The sequence below is a fragment of the Nocardia sp. MH4 genome (genome assembly GCF_019266065.1).
Classification (GTDB): domain Bacteria; phylum Actinomycetota; class Actinomycetes; order Mycobacteriales; family Mycobacteriaceae; genus Nocardia; species Nocardia canadensis.
Genome location: NZ_LPNR01000012.1, coordinates 1 through 6,612, shown reverse-complemented (window position 1 = coordinate 6,612; position 6,612 = coordinate 1). Strand labels below are relative to the sequence as shown.

At 71.1% G+C, this 6,612-nt stretch carries 4 protein-coding genes; 2 read left to right on the top strand and 2 right to left on the bottom strand.

Going from position 1 to position 6,612, the window contains the following annotated elements; all coding sequences use genetic code 11:
- The first annotated feature begins 394 nt into the window (after positions 1 to 394).
- Both ATM97_RS00190 and ATM97_RS00185 read left to right on the top strand, forming a co-directional pair.
- Positions 395 to 2,611 carry a transglycosylase domain-containing protein gene (locus ATM97_RS00190; RefSeq protein ID WP_218715856.1) on the top strand — a complete coding sequence of 739 codons (2,217 nt, stop codon included), beginning with the start codon at positions 395 to 397 and terminating at the stop codon, positions 2,609 to 2,611.
- Positions 2,612 to 2,682: 71 nt separating this feature from the next.
- On the top strand, positions 2,683 to 4,362 hold the full coding sequence (locus ATM97_RS00185; RefSeq protein WP_218715857.1) for a glycosyltransferase family 87 protein: 1,680 nt from the start codon (positions 2,683 to 2,685) through the stop codon (positions 4,360 to 4,362).
- A gap of 4 nt (positions 4,363 to 4,366) precedes the next feature.
- Here ATM97_RS00185 and ATM97_RS00180 read toward each other — a convergent pair whose 3' ends face one another.
- The gene (locus tag ATM97_RS00180) at positions 4,367 to 5,893 is read right to left on the bottom strand and encodes a TerD family protein (RefSeq protein WP_218715855.1); all 1,527 of its coding nucleotides are present in this window, start codon (positions 5,891 to 5,893) and stop codon (positions 4,367 to 4,369) included.
- 30 nt (positions 5,894 to 5,923) lie between these two features.
- Positions 5,924 to 6,612 (bottom strand): TerD family protein (locus ATM97_RS00175; protein WP_218715854.1); only part of this gene is annotated, 689 nt, incomplete at its 5' end.

The following is a 6,612-nucleotide window of genomic DNA, read 5'->3' as shown; positions in this document are numbered from 1 at the left end:
GCCGGGTCCGCAGGGCGGACCGAACCAGGGCGGTCCGAACCAGGGCAGGCCGCCGCAGGGCAGGCCCCCGCAGCCGGGTCGGCCCGTCGGCCCGCCCGCGGCGGGCGCCACCCAGAAGCTGCCGCGCCCCGGACGCGACGAGTCGACCGCGCGGGCGAGTCATCCCGACGGCGGCAGGCCCGTCCGTGACGACCTGAACCGAAGCACCCGCTCCGGTGGATCGGCCGTGACCGCGCGTCCCGGCGCAGGTCCGGGCCGCCGTCCCGGTGGGCCGACCACCGGCGAACGCCGAGCCACCGGCACCGGCGGCACCCCGCCGCCGAGTGGGCCACGTAACCGCCGCGATGGTGGCGGGGGCGACGACGGCTCCGGTAAGGGTGGTTCGGTGAGGAAAATGCCGTGGCGGGCCATTCGCCGGACCATGTACGTGCTGATGGCGCTCGCCATCGTCGTACCGAGCGCGGTGTTCCTCGTCGCCTACACGGCGGTCTCGGTGCCCAAGCCGGGCGATCTGGAGACCAACCAGGTCGCGATGATCTACGCCAACGACGGCACCACCGAGATCAGCAAGGTGGTCCCGCCACAGGGCAACCGCACCGAGGTCTCGATCGATCAGATCCCGCCGCACGTGCGCAATGCCGTGATCGCGGCCGAGGACCGCGACTTCTACACCAACCCGGGTTTCTCGGTGTCGGGCTTCGCCCGCGCCGCGCGTGACAACATCCTCGGCAAGGAAAGCGCCGGTGGTGGCTCCACGATCACCCAGCAGTACGTGAAGAACGCGCTGGTCGGTGACGAGCGGTCGATGACCCGAAAGATGCACGAGCTGGTCATCTCGGCCAAGATGGCCCGGCAGTGGAGCAAGGAAGACATCCTCGCCGCCTACCTGAACACCATCTACTTCGGTCGTGGCGCGTACGGCATCGACGCGGCGGCGAAGGCTTACTTCGGCAAGCCGGTGCAGGAGCTGACCGTGGCCGAGGGCGCCGTGCTGGCCGCGACCATCCAGCTGCCCTCGCTGCTCGATCCGGAGAAGAACCCCGAGGGCGCCAAGACCCGCTGGAACTACGTGCTCGACGGCATGGTCAGCGGCAACAACCTGCCCGCGGCCGAGCGTGCCTCGATGCAGTACCCGCAGGTGGTCGCGCTGGCCTCGCTCAACGACAGCAACCAGGACGAGGGTCCCGGCGGTCTGGTGAAGAACCAGGTGCTCAAGGAGCTGTCGGCGGCGGGCATCAGCGAGCAGCAGCTCAACACCGAGGGCCTGCAGATCACCACCACGATCGACCCGAAGGCGCAGGAGGCCGCGGTCAACGCCGCGCAGTCCAAGCTGCAGGGCGAGCCGGAGAACCTGCGGACCGCGGTCGTCTCGATCGACCCGCGCACCGGCGCGGTCCGCGCCTACTACGGCGGTGAGGACGGCCAGGGCTTCGACTTCGCCAACGCCGGTCTGCCGACGGGCTCCTCGTTCAAGGTGATCGGCCTGGCCGCGAACCTCGAGATGGGCATCCCGCTCTCGCAGCTGTACGACAGCTCGCCGATCACCGTCAACGGCATCCAGATCGGCAACGTCGAGGGCGAGTCCTGCGGCATGTGCACCATCGCCGAGGCGCTCAAGCGCTCGCTGAACACCAGCTTCTACCGGATGCAGCTGGACATGCAGAACGGTCCGCAGAAGATCGCGGACATGGGCCACAAGCTCGGCATCCCCGAGGAACTGCCCGGCATCGGCAAGACCCTGACCGAGCCCAACGGCGCCGGTCCGAACAACGGCATCGTGCTGGGCCAGTACCAGTCGCGTCCGCTGGACATGGCCTCGGCCTACGCCACGCTGGCGGCCTCGGGCATGTACCACGCGCCGCACTTCGTGCAGCGGGTCGTGACCGCCGACGGTCAGGTGCTGCTCGATCGCGGCGAGCCCGCGGGTGAGCAGCGGGTGAGCGCGGCGGTGGCCGACAACGTCACCGCGGCGATGAAGCCGATCGCGGCGTACTCGCGCAACCACAACCTGGCGGGCGGGCGCGAGTCGGCCTCCAAGACCGGTACCCACCAGCTCGGCGACACCGGCAACAACCGCGACGCCTGGATGGTCGGCTACACCCCGTCGCTGTCGACCGCGGTCTGGGTCGGCACCGAGCAGGGCGATCCGCTGCGCAACTACGGTGGCGGCAGCATCTACGGTTCCGGTCTGCCCTCCGACATCTGGAAGGCGACGATGGACGGCGCGCTGGCCGGCACACCGAACGAGTCGTTCCCCAAGCCCGCCCCGATCAAGGGCCAGGCGGGCGTGCCGGAATGGTCGGCGCCCTACACCGCCCCGTCGACCACCGCGCCGACGATCGCCCCGCCGGTGATCGTGCCGTCGCAGGTCGAGATCCTGCCCGGCATCCGGATCCCGGTGCCCGGCGTGCAGCAGCCCGCCGGCCAGCAGCCCTCGCAGCAGACGCCGGAGACGACCACCGGCCCGCTGCCGGGTCAGCCGACCGCCCCGGCGGACGGCTCCCCGCCGACCAACGGCAACACCAACGGCAACGGCAACAGCACCCGGCCGGGTGCGGGCGCGAACGGCACCGAGGGCGGCGGAGGCACCACGCCGACCAGATCCCGGTAGCCTCGGATGTCGTGACCGATCAGCAACTCGCGGACCAGCCGGCGTCGAGTGGTACCCGGCCGGGCCGCGAAGTGCAGTACGTCGCGCCCGCCCAGCTGGCCCCCGACCTGCGCTCGATCGACGCGCGAGACCGGCCCAGCCGCAACGATTCGCTGACCGCACAGCTGTCGACCGTGATCGGCGGACCGGTCGGCGATCACGCGCTGATCGGCCGGGTGCGGTTCTGGACACCGCTGCGGGTGATGTTCGCCTTCACCGTGGTGTTCCTCGCGCTCGGCTGGACGGCGAAGGCGGGCTGCATCCAGCAGACCTCCGACGGCGCGGGCGGGCTGATGCTCGACTGGAACAACGGCCGTCAGTACGTGGCCATGTGCTACTCGGACACGGTGCCGCTCTACGGCGCCGAACGACTCAACGAGGGCGCGTTCCCGTACAAGAAGTCCTGGACCGAGTCGACGCCCGACGGCGGCACCGAGACCAGATACATGGAGTATCCGGTCCTTTCGGGCCTCTACCAGTACGTCGCCATGCAGCTCGGCAACGTGTGGGACCACCTGCCGCTGCCCGGCGCGCTGTCGGTGGTGGTGTATTTCAACGTCGTCGCGCTCGGTCTGTCGGTGGGCTGGCTGATCACCGTCTGGGCGTCGTCGCGACTAGCCGGGCGGCGGGTCTGGGACGCGGCGCTGATCGCGGTGTCGCCGTTGGTGATCGTGCACGCGTTCACCAACTTCGACGCGCTGGCAACGGCTTTCGCGGCCACCGGCCTGCTGGCCTGGGCTCGGCGCAAGCCGGTGCTGGCCGGCGTGCTGCTCGGTCTCGGCGGCGCCGCGAAACTGTATCCGCTGCTGCTGCTCGGCCCGATCCTGGTGCTGTGCCTGCGCGCCGACCCGATGCAGCGCCAGCCCGCCGCGCGCGCGGGTCTGCGGCTGCGTGATGTCGACAGCATCGACAGCGCGCGGACCTGGATCCGCGAGACACCGGCCCGCACCCATCTGTTCGCGCTGCGCCCGCTCGGCGCGGCCGTGCTCGCCATCCTCGCCGCGGCGGGCACCTGGATCGCGGTGAACCTGCCGATCGCCGTGCTGTACCCGGACGGCTGGCGAGAGTTCTTCCGGCTCAACACCACCCGGCACGCCGACCCGGATTCGATCTACAACGTGATCACCTCCTTCACCGGCTGGGGCGGGTTCGACGGCGAGCTCGCGCACGGACAGCCGCCGACGGTGCTGAACACGGTCTCGCTGCTGCTGTTCCTGCTCGCCTGCGCTGGCATCGCCTATCTGGCGCTGACCGCGGCCCGCCGCCCGCGCGTGGCCCAGCTGTGCTTCCTGGTCGTGGCCGCGTTCCTGCTGACGAACAAGGTGTGGAGCCCCCAGTACTCGCTGTGGCTGGTGCCGCTGGCCGTGCTCGCGCTGCCGCATCGGCGAATCCTGCTGGCCTGGATGACGATCGACGCGCTCGTCTGGGTGCCCCGGATGTACTACTACCTCGGCGAGGACGCCAAGGGCCTGCCCGAGCAGTGGTTCACCGGCACCGTGGTGCTGCGCGATCTGGCCGTCCTCGGCCTGTGCGCGCTGATCGTGCACGAGATCCTGCGCCCGCAGGACGATCTGGTGCGCCGCGACTTCGTCGACGATCCGGCGGGCGGGGTCCTGGACCGCGCCCCCGACCCATTGCTGCCGTGGCTGCCGGAGTTCCTGCGCCCCCGGCAGGCGTGCACCAGCTCGCGCCCCGCCGCGATGGTCGAATGACCGGCTACATCCGCAGGTAGCGGGCCTGGAGCTCGGGTTCGGCCGGGAGCATGTCGAGGTCGAGTTCCCAGGCGTTGCCGGTCCACGGATCGAACAGCGGGGTGCCGGGGACCGTGGGCAGGTGCCTGCACGACTGCGACAGCAGCGACAGCGGTCCGTCACCGAAGTCGACGCCGCCGCTGCCGACGATCACCAGCGACAGCCCGATCAGGTCGCCGCGCACCATCAGCTGACCTAGGCGCACCACGTCGGCGGCCTGGTAACCGTGCGGGAAGTCGGCCGCGACGAGAATCCGGTGCTCAGCGGGCGGCACGGCTTGCCCACTGTTGTAGGCGATGTCGGCCAGCTCGGCCGCGTGCGCGAGTTCACCGAGACGCGCGGGGATATCGGCGTGATCGGCGATCACCGGCCCGGCGAGCAGCGGCGTGAGCGGGGCGGCGAGCCCGCGCAGACCGCCGGAGAGATCGATCAGGTCGACGCGGGTCGGCTTGTCCGGCAGCGCCGCGACCAGCCGGGCCACCAGGGCGCCGACCACCCGGGACGCGGCGGCGCTGGACTCGGTGTCGACCCACAGCGGCCGATTCAGCGGCACCGGAACGCAATACGGCACGCGCAGCGCACCGCGATCGAGGGCGTACAGCTCGCCGAGCCGGATGCCGTCGCTGCGTACGGCTTTCGTGGTCCAGGCCGGGGCCAGCCAGGACGCCAGCGCGGCCGGCATCACCGCGTCGGCCTCGGCGATCTCACGACCGAGCTGGTCGCTGTCGCGCCGATGGTTGCCGTCGGCGACGCCGACCAGCTCGTCGTGGCGGCGCTGCGCGGCGGCGCGCGCGGCGTCGGCCGCCGGGGTGTTGCGAGTGGCCGGATTCGACACCGCTTCGGACAGTTCCTGATCCAGCCGATTCGCGGCGTAGTCGCGGGCCGAGAGCAGGGCGGCCGCCGAGCGGGCCGCGTCCTCGAAGATCATCCACATCCGCTGCAGGCCGTGATCGACCTCCAGCGGAACGCCGGGCGCCGCGGTGGTGGCGGGCCGCTCGACCGTCTCGGTCGGCGCGGTCGCTCGCGGTGTCGCCGGGGCGGGCACGCCGTGCGCGGGCAGCAGCTGCGCCGCGCCGCCGTCGTAGCCCTGTCCCAGTGCGCGCAGCTTCCAGCCGCCACCGCGCCGGTACACCTCGAGGCAGATCAGCGCGCTCTCCCCCGCGGTCGGAGCGACCACGAATTCCGCGGTGGGCGAGCCGTTCTCGGCCAGCGTCGCGGTGACGTCGCCGAGCACGTGCCCGGCGGTGACGTAGAGCAGCACGGCGTTCGCGTCCGACCTGACCTGCGCCAGTGCGATGTCCACCGCGCCACCGGCGAAGGTGACGCCGGGAGCCGCGGGCCGCGACGCGCACACATGATCGTGCTCGTCGCGCACCCGCAGATTCTCGTCCACCACCAGCGCGCCGAGTTCGACGGTACCGGCGGTCTGTGCGGTGAAGCGCACGATGTCGGCGGACAGTGCGGTGTTCTGGCCCGCCTTCAGGTGAATCACGTCGTCATGCCTGCTCTGTGTCGTCCTGCCTTAGTCGCTGCCGAGGAACCGGCCCAGCTGGGGCACGGCCTCGCCGGGATGCTTGGCCTGGAAGCCCTCGCCCAGCGCCTGCATCTTCCAGTCGGCGCCGACCCGGTACACCTTGGCCATCGCCATCGCCGTGAACGGCATGCCACCCGCGAGGGTGTAGCGGGCCAGCTCGCCGTTGTTGGCGCCATCGATCAAGCGGCAGAAAGCGTTCTGCACCTGCTCGAAGGTGTGGCCCTTGTACGAGGTGACGATGAACAGCAGCGTGGAGATGTGCGCGGGGATCCGGGTGAGGTCGACCAGGATCATCTCGTCGTCGCCTTCGCCCTCACCGGTGAGGTTGTCACCCTGGTGGCGGACCGAACCGTCCTTGGACGACAGCTGGCCGTAGTAGGCGACGTCGACGAGGTTGTTGTCGGCGAACAGGCACACCGAGGCGTCGAGGTCGATGTCGACGGTGCGGTTGCCGAACATGCCGCGGGTGCGCACCGGGTCCCAGCCCAGGCCCATCTTGACGAAGGTGAGCGCGGCGCCGCCGTCCTTGCGGAGCGTGACGCGCTGCCCCTTCTGCAGGCTGACCGGGCGATCCTTGCTCAGGCTGATCTCACCGGCGGGCTGCGGCGGCGCGGCCTGCGCCGGCGGCGGGTAACCGGGGCCGGGGCCGGCCGGCGGCGGGTAACCCGCGCCGGGCG

Coding starts and splice junctions, on each gene's coding strand:
- ATM97_RS00190 (WP_218715856.1), top strand. CDS start 395: ATGCCGTGGCGGGCCATTCGCCGGACCATGTACGTGCTGATGGCGCTC.